General features: G+C 44.9%; 16 protein-coding genes. 6 read left to right on the top strand and 10 right to left on the bottom strand.

Annotated features, from left to right (window positions below):
* Window positions 1-22: 22 nt before the first annotated feature.
* Window positions 23-610 carry a protein-L-isoaspartate(D-aspartate) O-methyltransferase gene (locus ABGU93_RS15090; protein WP_347414223.1) on the bottom strand — a complete coding sequence of 196 codons (588 nt, stop codon included), beginning with the start codon at window positions 608-610 and terminating at the stop codon, window positions 23-25.
* 41 nt (window positions 611-651) lie between these two features.
* Window positions 652-1,536, bottom strand: a complete 885-nt coding sequence (locus ABGU93_RS15095) for an EFR1 family ferrodoxin (RefSeq protein ID WP_347414224.1) — start codon at window positions 1,534-1,536, stop codon at window positions 652-654.
* Window positions 1,537-1,843: 307 nt separating this feature from the next.
* Here ABGU93_RS15095 and ABGU93_RS15100 point away from each other — a divergent pair, with 307 nt between their 5' ends.
* The 3 genes from ABGU93_RS15100 (at window position 1,844) to ABGU93_RS15110 (ending at window position 9,324) form a co-directional block, all read left to right on the top strand.
* Entirely contained in the window at window positions 1,844-2,416 is a 573-nt protein-coding gene (locus ABGU93_RS15100; protein WP_347414225.1) for a GGDEF domain-containing protein, read from the top strand.
* Window positions 2,417-2,714: 298 nt separating this feature from the next.
* Window positions 2,715-6,080 carry a methyl-accepting chemotaxis protein gene (locus tag ABGU93_RS15105; protein WP_347414226.1) on the top strand — a complete coding sequence of 1,122 codons (3,366 nt, stop codon included), beginning with the start codon at window positions 2,715-2,717 and terminating at the stop codon, window positions 6,078-6,080.
* 505 nt (window positions 6,081-6,585) lie between these two features.
* Entirely contained in the window at window positions 6,586-9,324 is a 2,739-nt protein-coding gene (locus ABGU93_RS15110) for a methyl-accepting chemotaxis protein (protein ID WP_347414227.1), read from the top strand.
* Window positions 9,325-9,432: 108 nt separating this feature from the next.
* Here the strand turns inward: ABGU93_RS15110 and ABGU93_RS15115 are convergent, their stop codons facing one another.
* Window positions 9,433-10,311: a patatin family protein gene (locus ABGU93_RS15115; RefSeq protein ID WP_347414228.1), complete on the bottom strand. Its 879-nt coding sequence runs from the start codon at window positions 10,309-10,311 to the stop codon at window positions 9,433-9,435.
* A complete protein-coding gene (locus ABGU93_RS15120) occupies window positions 10,295-11,572 on the bottom strand; it encodes an HD domain-containing phosphohydrolase (RefSeq protein ID WP_347414229.1) in 1,278 nt (425 codons plus the stop codon). Before ABGU93_RS15120 ends, ABGU93_RS15115 begins: the two co-directional genes overlap by 17 nt.
* A 222-nt stretch (window positions 11,573-11,794) precedes the next feature.
* On the opposite strand from ABGU93_RS15120, the gene ltaE reads away from it, so the two are divergent.
* From ltaE to ABGU93_RS15135, 3 genes are all read left to right on the top strand, one after another.
* The gene (gene ltaE / locus ABGU93_RS15125; protein WP_347414230.1) at window positions 11,795-12,826 is read left to right on the top strand and encodes a low-specificity L-threonine aldolase; all 1,032 of its coding nucleotides are present in this window, start codon (window positions 11,795-11,797) and stop codon (window positions 12,824-12,826) included.
* Window positions 12,827-12,922: 96 nt separating this feature from the next.
* Window positions 12,923-14,041: a hypothetical protein gene (locus ABGU93_RS15130; RefSeq protein WP_347414231.1), complete on the top strand. Its 1,119-nt coding sequence runs from the start codon at window positions 12,923-12,925 to the stop codon at window positions 14,039-14,041.
* A 284-nt stretch (window positions 14,042-14,325) separates the two neighbouring features.
* Window positions 14,326-15,699, top strand: coding sequence for a diguanylate cyclase (locus ABGU93_RS15135; protein ID WP_347414232.1), 1,374 nt, complete (start codon window positions 14,326-14,328; stop codon window positions 15,697-15,699).
* Window positions 15,700-15,824: 125 nt separating this feature from the next.
* Here ABGU93_RS15135 and ABGU93_RS15140 read toward each other — a convergent pair whose 3' ends face one another.
* From ABGU93_RS15140 to ABGU93_RS15165, 6 genes are read right to left on the bottom strand one after another with little or no spacing between them, the layout of a single operon-like run.
* Window positions 15,825-16,346, bottom strand: coding sequence for a type 1 glutamine amidotransferase domain-containing protein (locus ABGU93_RS15140; RefSeq protein WP_347414233.1), 522 nt, complete (start codon window positions 16,344-16,346; stop codon window positions 15,825-15,827).
* A 30-nt stretch (window positions 16,347-16,376) separates the two neighbouring features.
* The gene (gene pyrE / locus ABGU93_RS15145; RefSeq protein WP_347414234.1) at window positions 16,377-16,952 is read right to left on the bottom strand and encodes an orotate phosphoribosyltransferase; all 576 of its coding nucleotides are present in this window, start codon (window positions 16,950-16,952) and stop codon (window positions 16,377-16,379) included.
* A 26-nt stretch (window positions 16,953-16,978) separates the two neighbouring features.
* Complete coding sequence (locus ABGU93_RS15150) at window positions 16,979-17,884, bottom strand: dihydroorotate dehydrogenase (protein ID WP_347414235.1); 906 nt, start codon at window positions 17,882-17,884, stop codon at window positions 16,979-16,981.
* Window positions 17,877-18,578 (bottom strand): dihydroorotate dehydrogenase electron transfer subunit, encoded by a 702-nt coding sequence (locus tag ABGU93_RS15155; protein WP_347414236.1) that lies wholly within the window; start codon window positions 18,576-18,578, stop codon window positions 17,877-17,879. Before ABGU93_RS15155 ends, ABGU93_RS15150 begins: the two co-directional genes overlap by 8 nt.
* Complete coding sequence (gene pyrF / locus ABGU93_RS15160) at window positions 18,569-19,429, bottom strand: orotidine-5'-phosphate decarboxylase (protein WP_347414237.1); 861 nt, start codon at window positions 19,427-19,429, stop codon at window positions 18,569-18,571. The genes ABGU93_RS15155 and pyrF overlap by 10 nt, the downstream gene beginning before the upstream one ends.
* Window positions 19,404-20,576, bottom strand: a complete 1,173-nt coding sequence (locus ABGU93_RS15165) for a dihydroorotase (protein WP_347414238.1) — start codon at window positions 20,574-20,576, stop codon at window positions 19,404-19,406. The genes pyrF and ABGU93_RS15165 overlap by 26 nt, the downstream gene beginning before the upstream one ends.
* Between the last annotated feature and the right edge of the window lie 4 nt (window positions 20,577-20,580).

Here is a 20,580-nt window from a genome sequence, read left to right on the forward strand (position 1 = left end):
ATGCGGTCAGTTGACGTGTTTTTTATTCATGCCAGCCATATTTGCCCTTCATTTCAACGAAGCGTACCAGATCAACTGTTTGTTGGTAAACTTGCCCGTCATCGTCTTTAAAAACAAGCACCAATTCCTGTAATTCCGGCGGACCAACAGGTATGATCATTTTTCCTCCACGGGCCAACTGATCAATGAACTCATCTGGAATTCGCTCTGCAGCGGCGGTGACCATAATCCGATCAAAGGGCGCTTCTTCTTCCCACCCTTCGCTGCCATCCCCTATCTTATATACTATATTTGTATACCCAAGGGTTTCGAGTCGCTTTTGCGCCGTTTCCGACAATTCAGCGATTCGCTCAATCGTATAGACAGTTTTCGAGAATCTGGCCAATAGAGCTGTCTGATAGCCCGAACCAGTTCCAATCTCCAGCACTTGACTATCCATTTCCGGTTCCAGAATCCGGGTCATTTCCAGTACCAGAGAAGGCTGGGAAATAGTCTGTTCGAAACCAATTGATAGAGGTTTATCCAAATCCGCATATTCTTTCATCTCATTATCAATAAAATAGGATCGATCCAAATGGTGATAGAATTCGATCAAGATATTTTCATCCATCTTTATTTCTCACTTTCCAATCTTAAAATTATTGTTCTTTTTTATAATTCGAAGCAATTACTTTCAATAAGATAATCCCGTACGCCACGAAGAGAAGATTGACTGGTCGCCTGACTAATTCGAGGGTAAACGGTCAGGTGATCCATACGGTTTTCCACCTTTTTCAAATCAAATCCTGTTGGTAGTACCATAAATTTCCCAAATCCCGGTGTGATGGCCCTTTGGGGACACCCATAGATACAGCGCAAACAAATGACACAGTCCTTACCAAAGATATGCTTACCATCAATGATTTTGATATTATCCCGGGGACACAGTTCTTCACACCAGCCACAATCCACACACTTATCACTGATTTTCAGTTGCCGGCCAAAAAAACTTCCGCCTAATCTTTCAAGATACCCGAGTTTTGAGGCAATCCGATCAATTCCGTAAGGCTCTGTTCTGTGCCGCTTCCCTTCCATGATTTCGGCTACTACCTTATCAACAATCACCGGGGTAGCATGGAGTATCATGGCACTGAGACTTTCATCAAAACCAATCAAAAAATTAGAGGGCATCACCATCATTTTTTCAAAAACTACATCGTATCCTTTTTTCTCAAGATGACGAATCGTGGACATGCGACAAGCTGTATTTGGTGAGATTTCGCCGCCGCCGGAAACTGAAATCACCACTACCGGATGTCCCTGAGCCGGTTGGATTTTTTTAAGCCACTCCGCGATTGGTTTAGGAGCATTAAAAGCATACACTGGGAAAAGCAAAACCAGTAGATCCCCATATCCAACCGGCGCAACCGTACCTTTTAACTCAGTTCGTTGAACAGCTATCGATTTTTTCATAAACGAACGTTCAAATACATCAGCGACTCGAGCCGTGCCTCCAGTGCCCGTAAAATACACTAAATTTGCGCTTTTTATATTCATTTTTTCCTCACTATCTATTTTTCTTACCAAATATATCTTTAATCAATAGCCACAATTAGAGTAAACAAATTTATGCATCCTCATCTTGATGGATTTCATCGGTTTTACAACTCGATTAAATTCTTCCGGTAACGGATGTTTCTATAAACGGCATGTTTTACCTATAATTTTTACCCTACTTAGAAGTGAGTAAACACAATAAGTTTGAACTTAATTATTATTAAAAAGCTTTACATCCAGCCCTTATCAAGTATAAAATAATAGCAACAATAACACGCGTTCGACGAACCGGAAAGGAACCCCGAACATGAATAAATTTTGCGATCCAGATCAATACAGTGACGGTGACTTTAGAGCGGAAGTTTCAGAAAGAAGCACTAACGACCTGGACATCCTCACCCAGATTGCCAATCGCCGAAAATTTGATGAAATGTTCACCAATGCTATAAAAAAAGCCAAAACAACGGTGTGCTATTTGTCGATCCTGATGCTCAAGGTTGATTACTTCAACGATCAAAATAAAATCGATGAACAACTGGCCCGTGACGACTATCTGCGTCCTATTGCCCTGACCCTAAAAAACATTTTAAAGCGATCTGGAGATCTGGCTGCCCGTTGGGACGATGAAAAATTCGCCTGTATTCTTTCAGACACCGACCCAGCTGGTGCTGCAGACATGGCTGAGAAAATAAGAAAAAAAGTTGTGAACATGGCCATCCCCAACTCCCTAACTGCTGCAGTCATCACCGTTTCGATTGGTGTGGTGACGTCCATTCTCACGGATGAAACTTCCTATGATACGCTTTTGAAAAATGCGGATCACGCCTTATTAACTGCTATCGAAATGGGTGGAAATCAAATCTATATTTACAAAAGTTAGAAACCAGGTTATCAGCCTGGTTTTTTAATTTGGTTGTCATAAAATCCAACCCCGATTTTTTACTTCAACATTTAGCAATTTTAATAGGATTACTCAATCAAATCGACCGAACATGATAAATATTAGTTAACAAACGGTAGATATTTGCTGTGAAAAGAGCTATAATAAAACAGTGTGAAATTACTCATGATGCTAAAAGCATTTAGTTATTAAGTGGTCTCCCGGCTGAATAATTCTTAATTTAAATAGAAATTACTCAGTCGGGTATTCTGAAGGTTTATATTTGAAAGGGGTCATTATGAACAAAAATCAAGAACCACTGCTGGATCGGGAAATAGAACATGCTACCGATGCAGCACAGGCAACCGCTGTACATACAGCTGGATCTATTCAGACTAAAACTCAACGCAAGGGCCGGATATCCGTAAAATTGTTAACGTTTACTGTTTCTCTGATTGCACTGGCGGTGCTATCACTGGGGATTATTGCCGTTAATCTGGGCACAACTGCGTTGACCAACCAGGCAAATGCCGATGCCCAAAAGTATGCTACTCAAGGCGCTGCTCACGTTGGCGCCATTATTTCCGGAAACCTGTCCACCCTCAGTGAAGTGGCAAACCGGGCGCGAGTTGCCACCATGGACTGGCAAACCCAAGTCGCTACTATTACCGGTGATGTTGAACAGTTGGGCTACCAGGATATTGCGGTAATGAATCTTGCCGGTCATGCCAAATACATCAACGGCGGTGGTGAGTTTGAAGCCTCAGGTGAATTCTGGTATGAAGACGGTTTCGATAACAAGCTCTCCATTTCTGATGTGGTCATTAGTAAGGTCACCAAAGCACCTGTTGTCTTTGATGTGGCACCAATTAAAAACAATGGCCAGGTTGTTGGATTACTGATTGGTCGTCGGGAACCCACCTTCTTGAACAGTACTACCAATACCATGGGTGATGGTGAACGTCAATTCGGCTTTGTTGTCGATGCCAACGGAGCGATGGTAGCCCATCCAGATGCCCAGATGGTTCTGGATCAGGTAAATGTATTTGATGATATTGAAAAAGATGGCACCTGGAAAAGTTTTGGTTTAGCCTTGAAGGAACTGGGAACCCAAACAACCGGAATGCTGACATATACAGTAAACGGCGAAACGAAGATTGGATCATCGGCACCTATCCCAGGAACAAACTGGACCCTGATTGTTGCCCAATATCAGGATGACGTTCTGGTACCCATCATCAATCTGAGAAATCTCATCTTGTTAATCTCATTGGCGATTCTCTTAATTGGAGGCGTCGCTGCCTTTATAATGGCGCAAAAACTCGCCAAACCCATTATCAAACTTAAAGAGGTTGCAGATCAGGTTGCTGTGGGAAAGGTGGATATCGACATTGAAGTCACCACCAATGACGAAATAGGCGATTTAATGCAATCCTTCGAAACCATGATTCAAAACAACAAGGGCATGTCCGATGCTGCCCAACGGATGGCTAAGGGTGATTTTGAAGTTGAAATTATCCCCCGATCTGAAGATGATGTAATTTCCTATTCAATGACTGCCGTCCTGACTGAAATGAACAGAGTTCACGACGCCATCGTCAAAATCGGTAGCGCTGCTTTAGAAGGTCAGCTCAATTACCGTGGTAATACCAATGAGTACACTGGAGCCTACAAAGATATGATTATTTCCTTAAATAATGTCATCAATACCTTTGTTAAGCCACTCAAAGTAGCCAATAAAGCCATTGAACGCATTGGCAACGGGGTGATTCCACCAAAAATCACAACTGAGTATAAGGGTGATTTCAACGATCTTAAAAATCATATCAATGCCTGTATTGACGGACTGGGAGCCTTAACTGAAACCGGCGAAGTCCTCCACCGACTCTATGTCAATGACTTTTCAGCAAAAATGGAGGGTAACTATTTAGGCGTCTTCGGAGATCTGGCGACCTCTGTCAATGAAATTCAATGGAAACTCAACTATATTCACTCTATTGTCAATAATGTTTCCAATGGTAATATGCATGACTATGACGAACTGGTTAGAATCGGAAAGCGCAGTGACGAAGATGAATTTATTCCCAGTCTGATTCAAATGATTGAGAATATCCACTCCCTGGTCAGTGAAGCCGATGAAATGGCGCATCTGGCAGTTGAAGGTGATCTGGATCATCGCGGCGATCCATTCAAATTCAAGGGTGAATATGCCAAGGTTATTTCAGGCTTCAATCAGACACTGGATGCGATCATCGAACCAATCCAAGCTACATCAGTAGCTCTCGATGAACTGTCAAAAGGTAATCTGAACTTTACCATGGCCGGGGATTATAAAGGACAGCATGGCAAAATTAAAGAAGACATGAACCGCACCATCAGCTTCCTGAAAAATTATGTGGCTGACATTACATCATTGCTCCAACTTATTGGCGAGGGTGACCTCACACAGGAAATCAAAGCCTATTATCATGGCGATTATAATGCTGCCAAGCTTGTGATAAATAATATCACCACCAGTTTAAGCGAGGTGTTAAAAGAAATCGATGCTGCAGCCGGACAGGTTGAAGCCGGTGCCATCCAAATCTCCGACGGCGGCCAGGCCTTGTCTCAAGGTACCACCGAACAAGCCAGTGCCATCCAGGAACTCACCGCTTCCATTGAAGAGGTGGCTGCTGAAACCAAACGAAACGCCAAAAATGCCAACGAAGCCAACGAACGGGCCATTGAGGTTCGTACCAACGCCGAAGTGGGCAATTCGCAAATGGCTAAAATGGTAACGGCTATGGTCGAAATCAACGAAGCATCCAATAATATATCCAAGATTATCAAGGTGATTGACGACATCGCCTTCCAGACAAATATTCTGGCCCTTAATGCCGCCGTCGAGGCTGCCCGAGCCGGACAGCATGGTAAAGGTTTTGCCGTTGTTGCTGAAGAAGTACGAACCCTGGCAGCCCGTAGTGCTGAAGCCGCCAAGGAAACTACCGGCCTCATCGAAGGCTCTATTGATAAGGTTGCGGTTGGCACCAAGATTGCCGATGAAACCGCTGAAAGTCTGCTTGAGATTCTGAATGAAATTGAAAAGGTTACTGGACTGGTGGGCAACATTGCCCGAGCCTCCAATGATCAAGCCTCAGAAATTGCTCAAATTACCAAGGGCATCGAGCAGGTTTCAAATGTAGTTCAAACGAACTCAGCCACTGCCGAAGAAAGTGCCGCATCCAGCGAAGAACTATCCAGCCAGGCCGAAATGCTTAAACATATGATCAGTACCTTCAAACTAAAAAGCGCAAAACAGGTCAATACTGAAACGACTTCCCATAAAGGCACCATTTTACTCAATGAATTAGCGACTCAACCGCTAGTTGCCACCATGGACTGGCAAAAGCAGGTCGAAGCTCTTACTGGTGATGTTGAACGGCTAGGCTACCAGGACTTCGCAATAATGAACCTTGCCGGTCATGCCAAGTACATCAAAGGTGGCGGTGAATTTGATGCCTGGGGCGAATTCTGGTACGAAAACGGCTTTAAAGGAGAACCATCCATTTCTGAAGTAACCATCAGTAAAGTCACAAATGAACCTGTTGTATTTGATGTGGCTCCCATTAAAAACAATGGTCAGGTTGTCGGTCTGCTGGTCGGTCGACGTGCCCCTACCTTATAGCAAACTGCCAGATGAAAACACGGATTTATGCATCACCCTTCCTGAAGACAATAATTGTCTTCAGGATTTTTTTATGCCAATTAAGATCACTTCAACAAATAGTTTGTTTTCATTGCTAATTCACCATGATTTATATGCTTGTCATCTGACACACAACTCAAAGTTATCAACTTCTTTAGCAAATGATAACTTTAAGTATAAAAATATTAATATAATATATACAATTCATAAGAATATTATAGATTTTCATAAAATTTTTGTTTCTTTTTTAAACGTTATCACTTATAATTTAATCTAGACAAAAATAATTATATTAATTTAAAATATGATTATGTATTCATTTTGCAAGGTGGTGTTTAACAAAATAATTCTATCTGAATGGTCCTACCCAGGTTTGAACCGATTAATTCCAATTCATTTGGAACTTTTTTTGTTTTATCACCTGTGAGTAAGGACTCCGTCCGCAATTTGTGTGCCCCCAGATTAAAAACCGGAGGAAGATAACTTGAATTGGTTTAGAAATTTAAAAATTAAAACGAAACTGCTGACATCTTTCATTCTTATTGCGCTATTAGTCGGTGTTGTTGGTTTCATCGGAATCTTAAACACCTGGTCACTCCAGGAATCCGATCAGGAGCTTTATGAAAGCATGACGGTGCCGATTTCCCAAATGGGTCAAATATCCACCACCTTTCAAATGATGCGTGTGAACCTGCGGGATATGATTCTGGCAAACGATCCCGATCTTATTCAAACAATCAAGAAAAATATTGCTGAAGAGCAACTGAAGATCGACGAATTAGCCGGAGAATACGAAAAAACAATTCAGTCTGATGAAATGCGAAAAGCCTTTGAAACATTTTCATCAGCCCGGATCGAGTATAATAAACATCTCGAAGCAGTGATGAATCAGGCAACTCAAAATCAGGATACTGAAGCCTTTAACCTGATGAGCTCTGATGGAGCGGCCGGTAAAGCTACAGCTGCGATGCAATCAGCCATCGACAATCTGTCGGCCTTGAAACTTGCCGATGGATTGGCAAAATCCGAAAGTAATATTGCCCAGGCGGCTGGTGCAACTACTACCATGACAATCATGATGGTGATCAGCATGATTTTGGCCGTTGCACTTGGCTTATTGCTGACTTCGCTGATCTGCGGACCGCTTCGCAAAGCCAGTCATATGATTCAGGAGATGAGTAAGGGACATTTAAGCAATCGCCTCAATATGGATACTAAGGACGAAGTGGGAGAAATGGCAATCGCCATGGATCATATGGCCGATGCTCTTCAGTTTATGGTCATCGGCACGATAAATCGCATCTCTGACGGGGATGTTTCCATGAACGTGGAAATCGCTGATTCGCAAGATGAAATCGCGCCAGCTCTAAAGAAAACCATCGAAACCATCCGATCTCTGATTACCGAAGCCAACGCGCTATCTCAGGCCGCTGTGGAAGGCCGACTGGATACCCGGGGACATGCTGATGCATTCAACGGTGGCTTCCGAGAGATCGTTGCTGGTGTTAACAGCACCCTGGATGCAGTTGTCGGACCCCTTAACGTCGCTGCTGAATATATTGAGCGCATCGGCAAAGGTGAAATTCCACCCAAAATAACTGATGAATATTATGGCGACTTCCGGGAAATTAAAAACAACCTCAATGCCTGTCTGGATGGATTAAGTGCCTTGTCGGTAGCCGATCATACCCTTAAATTAATGAATAAGAACGATTTAACCCAACCCATAGAAGGAGAATTCGATGGTATCTTCGGAGAAATTTCCAAGTCCATCAACGGCGTTCACGCTCAGCTCGGTCGGATTGTCGATATTTCCACCAATATCCGCAATGGTGATTTAAGTGACCTGGACTTCCTCCGCAGCATTGGCAAACGCAGTGAAAATGACCATTTGGTCCCAGCCCTTCTGGGTATGACCGAAACCATTCTCATGCTGGTTGAAGAAACCAGAACCATGGCTCAAATTGCCATCGACGGCGATTTGAACAACCGTGGCGATATCTCAAAATTCCAGGGCGAATACGCAACCGTCATTGAAGGGTTCAACCAGACCCTTGATGCTGTTATTGATCCTATTAAAGCTGCTTCAGCGACGCTGAACGAACTTGCCGAAGGTAACCTCAATATTACGATGGACGGCGATTTTAAAGGTCAACATGGGAAAATTAAGCATGACATGAATCAGACAATTGAGTTCTTGAGAGCTTATGTGGAAGAAATAACCCATACGCTTGAAGAAATGGGCCGCGGAAATTTTGATTTAGAGATTACCAACCTCTATTGCGGGGATTTCCTGGCTATTAAAATAGCCTTAAATGATATTGCCACTAGTTTAAGTACCACCCTATCTGACATCAATGTTGCCGCCAGCCAGGTGGAAATCGGTGCCCAGCAGATCTCCGACGGCGGTCAGGCCTTGTCGCAGGGTACCACCGAACAAGCCAGCTCGATTCAGGAACTAACAGCTTCCATTGAAGAGGTCGCTTCGGAAACCAAACGAAACGCAAAAAATGCCAACGAAGCCAACGAACTAGCCATCAACGTTCGCACCAACGCTGAAGTCGGCAATACCCAGATGGTTAAAATGGTTGCCGCCATGAGTGAAATCAATGATTCGTCAAACAATATTTCTAAAATCATCAAAGTTATCGACGACATTGCTTTCCAGACCAATATTCTGGCCCTCAATGCCGCTGTTGAAGCGGCTAGAGCCGGACAACACGGAAAGGGCTTTGCCGTCGTTGCTGAAGAAGTCCGAACCCTGGCGGCCCGGAGTGCTGAAGCTGCCAAGGAAACCACCGGTCTGATTGAAGGTTCCATCGATAAGGTGGAAGTCGGGACTCGGATTGCCGATGAAACCGCTATTAGCCTGGCAGAGATTCTTAAACAGATTGAAAAAGTCACCGATTTGGTCGGCCGTATTGCCAGGGCTTCAAATGACCAGGCATCAGAAATCGCCCAGATCAATCAGGGCATTGAAGCGGTTTCGCAGGTAGTTCAAACCAATTCCGCCACTGCTGAACAAAGCGCCGCAGCCAGTGAAGAACTGTCAGGACAAGCAGAAATGCTAAAACAAATGGTCGAAGCGTTTAAACTAAAAAATTCAAAATCATCCCATTCAGGCAAAGCGCCGGTCGCCACCAAAAAAGAAAACGTCGTTGAACAAGTAATTTACGATCAGCCAGAAATCATTCTCGACGATCAGGAGCTTGATAAATACTAAAATATTCCACAACTATGTTACTTTTAAAATGGAACTAAAAAAATCCTGTTTGAATTCTCAGATTCAGACAGGATTTTTATTTTACATGTTTATGCAAAATTGCTGCAGTTATATCTCCAGAAACTCCCGCCATTTTGGCAGATCCCGTTTCCCCTGAGCATAGCCCATTTCGTAACTATTGGAGAGCTTTTCAAAATCAATTTCCCGATTTGACACCGGCATGATCTCCGGATATACCAGGAAGGCTTTCCCTTCCCGCTCCAGAGTTTCCAGTTCATCAAGGGTCTGATTATAAACTTGATGTCGTATGATCATGGCCTTAACCATCAGGGGATATTTTCGGTACCAGGCCCTGATCGTCCGTTTGAACTTCATCGGTGGTTTTCGATATCCCTTTTCCCGGGTCAGTACTACAAAAAACTTCTGATAGCCATCTTTTTGGGCAATATCAAGAGCTATACCGCCCCCCAAGCCGCCATCAACGTAGGTATGATTCTGATATTCGGTAGGCGGCATAAAAATTGGGAGCGAAGAGGAGGAACGGACAATTTTCATCAGGTCTTGCATCTCATAAATATCCTCTTTTTTATAATAAACAACCTGACCTGAGTCCCTGTCAAAAACACCAATTCGCAAACTTGCCGGATTTGACATAAAGATCTCAAACTTAAGCGGCAGTGGACCTTCCGGATGTGAGGTCTGTTCATAAATATATTCTGACCGAAAGAAGCCTTCCCCTTTAATAAATGATTTCCATCCGCCAAACTTCGGATCCTTGACCAGATCGACAAAGGATTTCCGAGCCCGTTCCCGATCTCGTGACAGATAGTTGACACAGTGGCTGGAACCTGCCGATATTCCTGCCACGTAGTTGAAATATAGTTCATTATCCAGCAGATTATTTAAGAAACCAGCAGTATAGCTGCCACGCATGCCACCTCCTTCAAAAATCAGTGCCGTGTCATGAATATTATTTTTTATTTCCATTGTTTTCTCCCTGCACCAGCAATTTTGCAAAATCTTCATATCGGGTTCTTGCCTTTTTCTGGGCTTTTATCCTCGCTTTATTGATGTCCTGATAGAAAGTGATGAGGATTTCAACAATACTTGCATCAATTTTGTCGTCAGCTGCCATGTTTTTTAAAATCCTGATAACCTCATCCTTCTGCATCCCCTTGCGGTAGGGTCTGTTTTCGGTCACGGCTGTAAAAATATCAGCAACAGCCATAATCCGGGCCCCCAATGAAAGATCTTTCTCTGTTAATTTAAACGGATAACCGGTTCCATCCAATCGTTCATGATGCATTGACGCGTATTCATTGATTTCCTCTAATCCGTGTACCTGATGCAGTAATACATAGGTGTGATAAGTATGCTCCTTCATCACGGCAAATTCCTCTCGGGTCAGCGATGCCGGTTTTTCGAGTATTTCAGAGGGGACCGACAGTTTGCCGATATCATGAATATAGCCGGCAGCCTGAATTTTTTTACAGGTTAGTTCGTCGCAATTCAAATGCTGGGCCAGCCGTTTGGCCACAGCTGATACCCCTTCGCTGTGAACCGCTGTAAAATTGCTCCTGAAGTCAATGACCCGGGCATAAAGTTTGGTAATTCCAATTAATTCGTCGATATTCAGACATTGATCTTTAAAGTTAATTTTCTTATAATAACGGCGCCCATTGAAAATTGATTCGAGGTCGTACCAGAAATATTCTTTATCTTTTATCATTTCAAAGGCTCTAATAAAATTAGGATCGAATTTGCGACCGGATGCGGATACAATTTTCTCATAAATCCGATCTTTTTGATTAATTATTTTTTCACTTCTTGAAATCAGTGTCGCAATCCGGTCAGCCAGGTGAATAAGATGACTCTCCGGCATGACCGTTTCTCCCTCAAAGCTAAGCCCCTTACCATCATTCCAGTCGACATGATGAAATTTGATAATCTTCGCAATTTCTGAAAATTCCCGATAGTCCTTCAAAAGCAGCCATCCAATTCGGGCATGTTGATGGGGATTTATTGCTTCAAATCTCAATACATTAATCCGCTCCTGCATGCTTAAGCCACCAATATCATGAAGGACCGCAGCGACAGAGACTAAATTGAGTTTCTTTTCATCAAAGTTCAACGCTTCTCCCAGGTTAAAAGTGATGTAAGCGACGAGCCGTTGATGGTGATTCAGTTCCGGACTTACCATGTCAGAGGCTCTTGATAATTGAAGGGTTAACTCTAATAAAGAAACCATATTATTTCCTTTCCGATAAAAATTAAATTGCACATAATATTTTGATATGATAACATATTTTTCTGATAAATGTAATCCTAATCCCATCTAATTTTGATAAAACCATTGGCGTACACTCTAGTGTTCACAAAATATTTCAAACTGTTCTAGCAATCCAATCAGTAAAAACATATAATATCCATAGAGATTAAGATTAAGTCTAACATTATAAGGAGAATTACAATGATCATTGATTTAAGAAGCGATACCGTTACCCAGCCAACGCAATCGATGCGGGATGCCATGGCCAATGCGACCGTCGGAGACGATGTCTATGGGGATGACCCCACTGTCAACCAGCTAGAAGAAATGGCTGCCGAATTGCTGGGTAAGGAAGCTGCACTGTTTGTACCCTCCGGCACATTTGGAAATCAGCTGGCAATTATGACTCACACCCTAAGAGGAAACGAGGTGTTAGTCGGTAATGCCTGCCATATCCTGATGCATGAGGTGGGTGCTGCCGCGGTTCTTTCAGGCGTTCAGATCAGAACCTTCCCCGTTCTGGATGATGGCATTGATGTTGAAAAACTGGAGCTAATGCTCCGGGGCGATGACATCCACTTCCCGGAAACTGGCCTGATCTGTATGGAAAATGCCCAGTCTTCCGGAAAAACCGTTCCACTCGCTAATATGCAAACAGTGTATACACTGGCGCAATCCCGAAACATCCCGGTTCATATTGACGGTGCCAGAATTTTCAATGCCGCCCTTGCCCTGGGTGTCGAAGCCAAAGAAATAGCCGCCCAGGGCGATTCGGTAAACGTCTGCCTTTCCAAGGGACTGTGTGCGCCGGTGGGATCGCTGCTACTGGGAACCGAAATTTTTATAAAAAAAGCCCGCAAAAATAGAAAGCTGATGGGCGGTGGACTTCGTCAAGCTGGCATCCTGGCCGCCGCCGGCATCATCAGCTTGACTGAAATGGTCTCCCGTCTGCAAGAAGATCATCAGAATGCCCGCTACCTGGCCAACCGGCTGGAAGAAATCGACTCCTGTTCGGTCCTGCGGAATCGTTTGGACATTAACATGGTCTTTTTTACCCTGCCGGAATCGGTAATTACCGAATCCGCTCTGGTGGCCGGTCTATTGGAAAAAAATATAAAAATCAGTGGAAAAGAAGACGGTGAGTATCGCTTTGTTACTAATAACGGCGTCAGCTCCGATGACATCGACTGGGTCATTGAAAGCATGAAGACCCTTGTTTCCCGTTATTCCTGATATTTACCCCTTATTTTCATGAACAGACGCATCAAAATCCTTTTATAGTTGGGCTTGACGTGGTATACTAAACTCACTACAAATGGAGGATTCTTTATGACAACCACTTTCTACGGTAACCAAGGTGTTGTGAACAGCATCATACTTGATATGGAAACCGATTTCGAAAAACAATTGAGATTTTTAAACACAATTAAATTCACCGATGACTTCAAGCCTGAATGGCTGCCTGATATTGTCAAAATCAGCTTTATCATTGAACCGTCCCTGGGGCAGTTCGGCAAACCGAATCTGGTCATCATCGCCGAAGAAAAGAGCCTCCAGCGGCATGTGATTTTTGTGGAATCAAAAATTTCAGCCTATGATGACGCCTCGGAAAAACTAAATATAAAACTTTTTCCCAATAAATACAAAGATGTCGGGGATAAACTAAATATCCGCTTGGCTTTGATGTACCGTTTGGCCAAGGCCTATCACTATCAGAAAGACGGCGGATTTATTGAAGATGTTGACGAAGCGTACAAGCTCTATCACGACGTGCCCAAGGTACTAAAAAAACCTGTCATGATCAAACTTTGTATTGATAAATTCGGATACAATCCGGATTTTTTATTTGTCGCCATGACCAATGATCCTGTTGATATCCAACCATATAAAAATGCCAACTTCCTCCCCCCCATTGGTGTCAGTGGCTGGCGGGCTGAAAAACAGTCCTTTGGTTTAATATCTTTTGCCATGCTTGAAGAACAGAACCTGGTTGATCCCCAACAGGGATATTATGCTTCGTCAAAAGAGAACGTTCTACATCTGCCGGCGGAAACCGGTTCCAGTAATAACGACCCAACTATTCGGACTATTGTGCTGGATCAATGGCACCCTGATTTAAAACTAAATCTCGAGGAGTTTTTAGTTTCTTTAGGAGATCGCCTCACCACCAGTAAGGTTATAACCTTTAATGGTTCCTACAGCATAAAAGCCGAAGACGGCCGAACGCTGGTGAAGCTCTTTGCGGATAAGGAGAAAATGTACATAACTCTGAGAAACGACAATATTCCGGTGGCTTTTAAAGACAAACCCCGGATTAAAATAGGCGTCGGTCTCAACGCCAAGTCCTTTGTTTTGATTTATTCCGGTACCGACGATCTCACCGGGGATCATTACAATAAACTGGCCATGCAACTCGTCGAGATCATTGTGGATTTTGTTGAACAATAATTAGCCAACGCTAGTCGGTATTGCTCTCTGATCATTAAATAAAAGCAGTTGTTTGTGTTTTCGTCCAAAAGGCGGTACAGACAATTGTTTTTTTCTATTGATTGAACTATTTTTACCACGTTAATCATTTCAAAAGCATTGCCCTGGCCTCCAATCATCAGGCATCAGAAATCACTCAGATTACCATGGGTCTGGATCGGGATAAATATATATTTTTTTAGCCACCTTTGAACAATGCGTGTTATAATTAAAAAAAATTTAATTATCGATTGGAATCACTGCCCATGGAAGAATTTTTTGCCACTAACAGCCAACAACAAATTCTCAACCGAATTTTTTCCCTGGATCTTGGACTTTTATGCATTCTTAATATTGATGGATGGTTTGAAAAGGTCAATAGTGCCTGGGAAAAAAACTTCGGCTATACTGCTGAGGAACTGACACAGACAAATATCATCGATTACGCACATCCTGACGACCGGGATGCCACTACCTTCGTTTTTTCAGAGCTGCTACGCTCCAACCACCGCCTCTCCTTTTCTAATCGTTTCCGTTCTAAAGACGGCAGCTACCGATACATTGACTGGGAATTTAACCGCCACGACAATTATGCTTATGTAGCCGGATCTGACATCACCCACACAAAGGTCTCAGCCGCAGGACTTAAAGCAGCTCGAAAACACCTTGATAAAGACCTGCTCCAAAACGAACTCGAAGAGCTCTGCCCTAAACGACAGAAAATCCTGGTGGTTGACGACTCTCCTCTCAACACCAAAATAATGGAAAACGCTCTGATTGAGGACTATGAGGTTCTGATTTCCCACAGTGGCAAAGAAGCGCTGTCTATTTGTAACTCCAACGATCCCCCAGATCTTATCCTTTTGGATATTATCATGCCTGAAATCGACGGCTATGAGATTTGCAAACGGCTTAACCGGGGAACAAAAACTAAAGACATTCCGGTGATCTTTCTCACCTCCCTCACAGAATCCAGGGATATTGAGTTTGGTTTAACGTTGGGCGCTATCGATTATATTACTAAACCCTTCAGTATCCCGATTATCAAGGCCAAGATCAAGAATCATCTGGCTTTAAAATATTATCAGGACACTTTAAAAATTAATACTGACGTTGATCAGTTGACCCAGATCGCCAATCGCCGACGGTTTGACGATACCATGACACTGGAAATAAAAAAGGCCAAAAGAACCGGAACTATTTTATCCGTTCTTTTACTTGATATTGATCATTTTAAATTTTACAATGATACCTATGGCCATCTGGAGGGAGATACCTGTCTAAAGAAAGTTGCTACGGCCTTGTCAACTTCCCTTAAGCGGCCCAAGGATCTGGCCGCGCGCTGGGGCGGCGAAGAGTTCGCCTGTCTCCTCCCCAACACCAATATCAGAGGGGCTCAGAACGTCGCCGAAGCCCTGCGAGAAGCGATTCAGAATTTAAGTATTCCGCACAAATCCTCTCCCGTCAATGATGTGATTACTGTCTCAGTTGGGGTTGTTTCTTCCAATCCGATGGATGAGAACTCTTTTGACAACCTGTTACGACAAGCCGACGAAGCCCTTTACCAGGCTAAAGAAACCGGCCGAAACCGTATCGCCGTTTGGCATCAGGATATTGAAGCCATGGGTCCCAATTTATAAAGGCTAACCGCAGCTGCGCCAGGTTGCGGTAATTTTTTTGCACAAAAATACCGACATCAGTCCGTAGTGAAGCACGTTAGCTATCAATGGACCAAAGTCGGTATAATTTATTTAAACAGGTCTGATCAATCCTGAGCTTTCAGGACTTTAATATAATCAATCATATATTCTGGCAGATCCGGGGGCCGACGGCTTGAGACGATGTGGCCGTCGATAATGGACGGGGTATCATGCCAGATGGCCCCAGCGTTGGTCATGTCATCTTTGATACCAGGAGTGCTGGTGACGTTTTTACCTTTGAGGATGCCAGCGGAAATCAGGACCCAACCGGCATGGCAGATTTCACCAATGACCCGTTTTCGCCCATCGAGGTTGCGAATCATCTCCAGCACCACCGGAAAACGGCGGATCGCATCGGGTGCCCAGCCGCCGGGAACCAGAATCCCGTCATAATCATCAGGATTGATGTCAGTATAGGCCAGGTCGGAGACACAGGGCACACCGTATTTACCGATGTACTTTTTGCCGGCTTCCTCCCCTACAACATGAACGGTAACCCCTTCTTCCCGTAGGCGCAGCACCGGGTACCATAATTCAAGATCTTCAAAATCATTACTGATTAACGCGATAATCTTTTTGTTTTTCATCTTGTTTTCCTCCTGTTTTTGTTTTATTTTTTAGGCATTTCCTCTGGAACCGGGTTTAACCAGGGCAACTTGACCGGCTTTGCAGACGGGACAGTCGTCGGGGTCCCAGGCGGTAATTTCCAGTTTGATGGATGAATAGATGGGCATGTTGATTTCAACTCCGGCCGCACGGCGGTCGGCGATGCAGGCCACGCCGAGGACGACGGCGCCCAGCTCTTCCAGCACTTTTTTTGTTTCGATGGTAGATTTTCCGGTGGTAACGACATCTTCGGTGATGATGACCCGTTCGCCGGGTTTGATTTCAAAGCCGCGGCGCAGCTCCATCAGACCATCTTTACGTTCGGTAAAAATAGATTCTTTGCCCAATTGTCGGCCGATTTCGTAGGAGACGATGACCCCGCCCATGGCTGGGCCCACTACCTTGTCAATTTCCAGCGCTTTAAGCTGCTCGACAACCGGTGCCAGAACCTTAGCGGCAGCATCCGGAAAGCGCAGGACCTTAGCGCATTGAACATACTGGTCGCTGTGTTTTCCTGATGATAGTAAAAAATGGCCTTCCAAAAAAGCATCGGTTTCTTTTAATATTTCTAATACTTCCTGACTCATATTATTCCTCATTTCTATATTTTAAATTAAACAATTCCCCGGACTTCGCCAATATTGGCCAGTCCTTCGTGAATACAATAGGCTTCTAGCCCATCAATGATCTCAAGGGGCGCCATCGGGTTGTTGAAGTTGATGGTTCCGATTTGAATACAGGTTGCCCCGGCCATAATAAATTCCAGGGCATCTTTCCAGTCGCTGATGCCACCCATGGCCATCACCGGTATTTTCACCGCCTGACAAACCTGATGGGTCATCCGCAGGGCAATGGGTTTCACCGCAGGGCCCGAAAGACCGGCATAGAGGTTGTCAAAGACAACTGCTTTTTTCTTGTAATCAATAGCCATTCCCTGTAGCGTATTGATCAGCGAAATACCCTGGGCACCGGCGGCTTCACAGGCCCGGGCAATATCGGCCACCGCTTCACCGTTGGGCGACAATTTGACCATAATCGGATGACGGGAGATCTCCACCACTTTTCTGGTAATCTCGCCAGCGGTTTCGGCCTTAATGCCGTAGGCCATGCCCCCCGCTTTGACATTGGGACAGGATATATTGAGCTCAATCAGCTGGGCATCAATGGCGTTGAGTTTTTCAATGGCGGTGAGATAAGATTCTTCATCTTTGCCGCCGACGTTAACAATCGTTACCGTATCGATTGTTTTCAGATGGGGCCATTCATTTTCAATAAACGCATCGATTCCGGGGTTTTCCAGACCGATGCTGTTCATCAGCCCGGCTGGGGTTTCCCAGAGGCGCATGCCGGTATTTCCCGATTTGGGCTCTAAGGTCAGTCCCTTAGAGCAAAGGCCACCCAGTTTAGCCAGATCATAGAAGGCTTCATACTCCCGACCAAACCCGAAGGTTCCCGAAGCCGGAATCACCGGGTTTTTAAAGAGGATGTCATTAAATTTTGTTTCCAGATAATTAGACATTAAAGACCTCCTCGCGGCCAAACACCGGGCCGTCCTTACAGACTTTTCTATTGCCGGAGCGGGTTTCGCAGGTGCAACCCAGACAGGCACCGATCCCGCAGGCCATATGGGCTTCCAGCGAAACGTACACGGTATTCTCAATCGGCACGGCTTTAGCCACCGCGGTCATCATAATCTCCGGCCCGCAGGTTACCACGGTTTCACCGGGTATAACCGAAAGTTTATCGGTGATAATGCCCCCGACATCAAGAACCACCTCATCGGCCAGCGCTGCAAAGGCGTCAACCCCGTAGGCGAGATCCCGGAAGCCCAGATAGACCCGGCACTTCCCGGCGGGGTTTTGGGCCCGATAGTGTCTTACCAGATAATACAGGGGCGCTGTCCCGATGCCGCCGCCAACTACGCAGAGGTCGCCGGAGATTTCCGGAAAGCCATTGCCGTAGGGACCCTGGATGGTCACCTCATCGTCAGACTGCAGTTGCGCTAAGATTTCAGTTCCTTTTCCTACCACCTGGTATAAAAAGGTGAGCTGACCGGGTTCGTAATTATGAACGCTGATCGGACGGGACAGCAGCGGGTCCTTGTCCCAGGCGCGTAGCATAAAAAATTGACCCGGCTTTACTGCACCGGTAAATGCCACGATCATTTTATAAATTCCCGCTGACACAAGGGTATTACTTAGGATTACAGCCATTTAAGAATATCCTCCTGCATTGCCAGGGTGGCGTTTCGGATATGCTCTGCAAAGCCCTCATCTTCGCAGCCAGCCTTTTGATGACCGGTGATCAGTCCCCGGGATGAGTTAACTACCGCACAACGGGATTTTTTGAGAATATTGGCAATGTCCTCGCCGGTTCCGCCCTGAGCGCCGTAGCCTGGTACTAAAAAGAAGGTATGGGGACAACGAGCCCGAATCGCTTCGAATTCTTCCGGACGGGTCAGTCCGACCACCGAGCCGATGGCCGAAAAGCCGCTTTCGCCGCGGAAAGCACTTCCCCAGGCTTCAATTTTATCCCCCATGATTTCGTAGATGGTGTCATCGCCTACCTTAAGATTCTGGAGATCCACCGCAGACGGGTTGGATGTTCGTTGCAGAATAAAGATGCCCTTATCATTCTCTTTAATATATTTATAATAGGGCGATACCGCATCTTCGCCCATATAAGCGTTAACGGTCATAATATCGACTTCGAAATCACCCGTGAAGTGACCTTTGGCATACTGATCGCCGGTGGACGAAATATCGCCCCGCTTCACATCGCCAATAACGACAATGCCTTTGCTTCGGGCATATTTAACCGTTTCGCTATAGGCCTTCATGCCGTCCAGTCCCAGTGACTCGTAACAGGCAATCTGAACCTTATAGGCAGCCGCCAGATCCTCGGTGGCATCGATAATTCTTTTATTGAATTCGGTTATTTTCTCACCATCGGACCAGTCCTTGTTCAACAGGTATTTTGGTAAAAATTTCAAGGTTGTATCCAGACCTACACAAATCGGTCCTTTTTTTACAGCTTCATTATAGAGCCGGTCCATTATCATCATATTTAATTTCTCCCTTCACCATGGTCATCATTACTTTTCCTTTTAGGGTCTCGCCGCCAAAGGGATTGTTTTTACTTTTTGAGACGAATTCTTTGGGATTGATTTTCCCTTCCCAGTTCAGATCCACCAGAACCAGATCCGCCGGATATCGTTCTTTAATCAACCCGGCTTTAAGGCCCAGGCGTTTGGCCGGGGCATTGCTGAGCATCTCGCTGAGCTTCTCCAGGCTGATGTCGTTCTGTTCAAAGACCGTGTAATACATAGCAAAGGCCATTTCGAAGTTATTGATTCCCGGGGCGCCTTTTAACTTATCTTCTTCCGAGTGGGGGGCATGATCCGTGCCGCACATATCAATGACACCGGCTTTGATCCCATCAACTAAAGCCCGGCGATCGGGATAAGTCCGAAACGGCGGGTTGACCTTGTAGTCCATCGCCGAGGCAAAGATGTGATGGGGAGTTACTTCACAGGTGATATCGAGGCCCTTTGCCTTAGCTTCCGCAATCAGCTCCAGGGTATCTTTTTTGCTGATATGGCAGACATGCAGATGACCGCCATTTTCTTCCAGCAGTTCGACATCCCGTTCGACCAGTTCGGTTTCCGGCTGGCAATGGGTTAATAGAATGAAATCATGTTCAGTTGAAGACTTAAGCCCCGCCACCATGATGTCCGGATTCACAATTGAAACCCCGTCATTGGAAAAGACATTGGTCAGTGGCCGCAAAGATTCGATATCGACCAGATCAGAGTCATTAAACTCTTTTGTCAGTGCCGCCACCTGAATCAGGTTACAAAGCTGCAGCGCTTCGGCTTTATCCAGATTGGCTTGCACCAGTGCCGCTTCATCCATGAAGGGATTCGTATTGGCCATCGCCACCAATGTCGTAAAGCCGCCTTTTAACGCCGCCTGCATCCCGGTTTCGATGGTTTCTTTATATTCAAAGCCCGGATCGCGCAAATGGCAGTGCATATCAATAAACCCCGGCATCAGCAGATAACCCCGGCCGTCGATTTCCTGATCATATTCAGACTTGACGTTTCCTTTTTCTTTATACACTTTTTTTATTTTTCCGTCTTCAATCAATACCTTGCCAAACCGTCTTCCGTCGGCATCAACCATTTCAACGTTCTTGATTAAGGTTTTCATCTTT

The sequence above is a fragment of the Acetobacterium sp. genome, assembly GCF_039830195.1.
Classification (GTDB): domain Bacteria; phylum Bacillota; class Clostridia; order Eubacteriales; family Eubacteriaceae; genus Acetobacterium.

What these genes read in the sequence shown, in the direction of transcription:
- ABGU93_RS15090 (WP_347414223.1), bottom strand. Translation starts at nt 610, where the DNA reads ATGGATGAAAATATCTTGATCGAATTCTATCACCATTTGGATCGATCC.
- ABGU93_RS15095 (WP_347414224.1), bottom strand. Translation starts at nt 1,536, where the DNA reads ATGAATATAAAAAGCGCAAATTTAGTGTATTTTACGGGCACTGGAGGC.
- ABGU93_RS15100 (WP_347414225.1), top strand. Translation starts at nt 1,844, where the DNA reads ATGAATAAATTTTGCGATCCAGATCAATACAGTGACGGTGACTTTAGA.
- ABGU93_RS15105 (WP_347414226.1), top strand. Translation starts at nt 2,715, where the DNA reads ATGAACAAAAATCAAGAACCACTGCTGGATCGGGAAATAGAACATGCT.
- ABGU93_RS15115 (WP_347414228.1), bottom strand. Translation starts at nt 10,311, where the DNA reads ATGGAAATAAAAAATAATATTCATGACACGGCACTGATTTTTGAAGGA.
- ABGU93_RS15120 (WP_347414229.1), bottom strand. Translation starts at nt 11,572, where the DNA reads ATGGTTTCTTTATTAGAGTTAACCCTTCAATTATCAAGAGCCTCTGAC.
- ltaE (WP_347414230.1), top strand. Translation starts at nt 11,795, where the DNA reads ATGATCATTGATTTAAGAAGCGATACCGTTACCCAGCCAACGCAATCG.
- ABGU93_RS15130 (WP_347414231.1), top strand. Translation starts at nt 12,923, where the DNA reads ATGACAACCACTTTCTACGGTAACCAAGGTGTTGTGAACAGCATCATA.
- ABGU93_RS15135 (WP_347414232.1), top strand. Translation starts at nt 14,326, where the DNA reads ATGGAAGAATTTTTTGCCACTAACAGCCAACAACAAATTCTCAACCGA.
- ABGU93_RS15140 (WP_347414233.1), bottom strand. Translation starts at nt 16,346, where the DNA reads ATGAAAAACAAAAAGATTATCGCGTTAATCAGTAATGATTTTGAAGAT.
- pyrE (WP_347414234.1), bottom strand. Translation starts at nt 16,952, where the DNA reads ATGAGTCAGGAAGTATTAGAAATATTAAAAGAAACCGATGCTTTTTTG.
- ABGU93_RS15150 (WP_347414235.1), bottom strand. Translation starts at nt 17,884, where the DNA reads ATGTCTAATTATCTGGAAACAAAATTTAATGACATCCTCTTTAAAAAC.
- ABGU93_RS15155 (WP_347414236.1), bottom strand. Translation starts at nt 18,578, where the DNA reads ATGGCTGTAATCCTAAGTAATACCCTTGTGTCAGCGGGAATTTATAAA.
- pyrF (WP_347414237.1), bottom strand. Translation starts at nt 19,429, where the DNA reads ATGATGATAATGGACCGGCTCTATAATGAAGCTGTAAAAAAAGGACCG.
- ABGU93_RS15165 (WP_347414238.1), bottom strand. Translation starts at nt 20,576, where the DNA reads ATGAAAACCTTAATCAAGAACGTTGAAATGGTTGATGCCGACGGAAGA.